Raw genomic sequence first — 1683 nt, 5'->3', positions numbered from 1 at the left:
CTATGTATTTTGCAGTTATTACATTTCCAGTTGGTGTAATTTCCTCAGGCGACAAGATGCCTTTATTTATAAGTTCTTTTCTAAACCATTTGGATGGGTCATTTATATCTGGCGGAACTGCTAAATATCCCCCCTTTGTTGAAACAACTGTCTTTTCTCTTCCAACTTCCTTTAAAACTTTTCCAACAACAATTTCACTTCTCATATTTCGGTAGTTTATGGCTGTGTCAATAACATTAATACCTTTTTCTATACCAAGCTTTATAGTTTCAAAGTAGTTTTTATCTGTTTCTTGATTTGGATTTCCAATGTATGTACCTATACCTATTTCTGATAATTTATATTCTCTAAAATCTTTGTATCTCATTTAAATCTCCTTTTTAATAAATTTTTAACAATATCTTCTTTTAGTAAAATTAAAACTCCAAAATAAACAAAAATAGCCAGTAAAATACCTGAAAATACAAGTACAAAGCTATTATTTATAAAAGGCTTTAATGCGTAAATGGCAACAGCCATAAAAAAAGAAGCTATTGATGATTTAAAAAATGTAATTAAAAAAGCTTTTTTATTAATAAATCCATCATAAAAATAGTAAAGATAAATCAGATTAATAATTCCTGCAGTAGATGATGCAAGTGCAAGACCAAAAACTCCAAAATTTAAAATAAAAACGAAAACAACTGCAAATAAAATACTTCCTAAAATTCCTGCTATAGTGGAGTAGAGAGGTGTTTTGACATCTTCTTTTGCAAAAAATGCACTTTTAAATGGACGGGTAAGTGTATAAAACAAAAGTCCAACAGCATATCCAATAAGTGCCTGATATGTATAGTTTGTATCAGTTTGAGAAAACTGCCCCCTCTGGAAAAGAATCTCAATTATTTCTTTGCCAAGAACTATCATACCGATAGATGCAGGTAGAGATATTACAACAGCAAGCCTCAGTCCGTTATTTAAATCTTTATCAAAAGCATTTTGGTTTTTTTCTGCATAATATTTAGATAAAGAAACTAAAAGAGCATTTCCAAGACCTACTGCAAATACACCTATTGGAAGCTGAAAAATCCTGTTTGCATAATAAAGATAAGATATTGCCCCTGCCATTATTAATGAAGCAAGAATTGTATCTACAACAAAACCAAACTGACTGACACCAAATGAAGCAAAAGCAGGTAAAAGTCTGTTTAATGTAGTTTTGATTTCATCAATAAACTTAAAGGAAAAACTTATTTTAAACCCTTCTTTTTTAAAAAGAAAAAAAGTCAGCAGTACCTGCAGAAATCCTCCAAACAAAGCTCCAAAAGCAAGAGAATATATTCCAAAATGTGAAGACAAGAAAAAAGCAAAGGCTATAAATGAAAGATTTAAAAGGGCAGGAGAAACTGCCGGAATAAAGAATCTATCTTTTGTATTCAAAACAGCAGTAAAAAATGAAACAATGCCGATTAATACAAGATAAGGGAATACAATCTTTACAAGATTAGAAGCAGTTTCTAAAATCTGCGGATTTTTTGAAAAACCGGGGGCTAAAACCAAAATTAGTATTTTAGAAAAAATAACAGCAAAAAAAGTAATAATAGAGAGAATTAAAACATAATAAGAAAATAAAGAAGATACATAATTTTGTGCTCTGTGTGGATGTTCGTTTTTTAATTTTGTATAAATTGGTATAAATGCTGC

General features: G+C 29.8%; 2 protein-coding genes. Both read right to left on the bottom strand.

What is annotated here, in order from left to right; translation table 11 throughout:
• A partial coding sequence (locus tag HG1285_RS02555; protein ID WP_008289100.1) for an aldo/keto reductase occupies nucleotides 1-367 on the bottom strand: 367 nt, incomplete at its 3' end.
• Nucleotides 364-1683 (bottom strand): murein biosynthesis integral membrane protein MurJ (gene murJ / locus HG1285_RS02560; protein WP_008289099.1); only part of this gene is annotated, 1320 nt, incomplete at its 5' end. The genes HG1285_RS02555 and murJ, both read right to left, overlap by 4 nt.

The sequence above is a fragment of the Hydrogenivirga sp. 128-5-R1-1 genome (assembly GCF_000171895.1).
The sequence above is the reverse complement of the archived record's forward strand: the minus strand, read 5'-3'. Positions and strand labels throughout refer to the sequence as shown.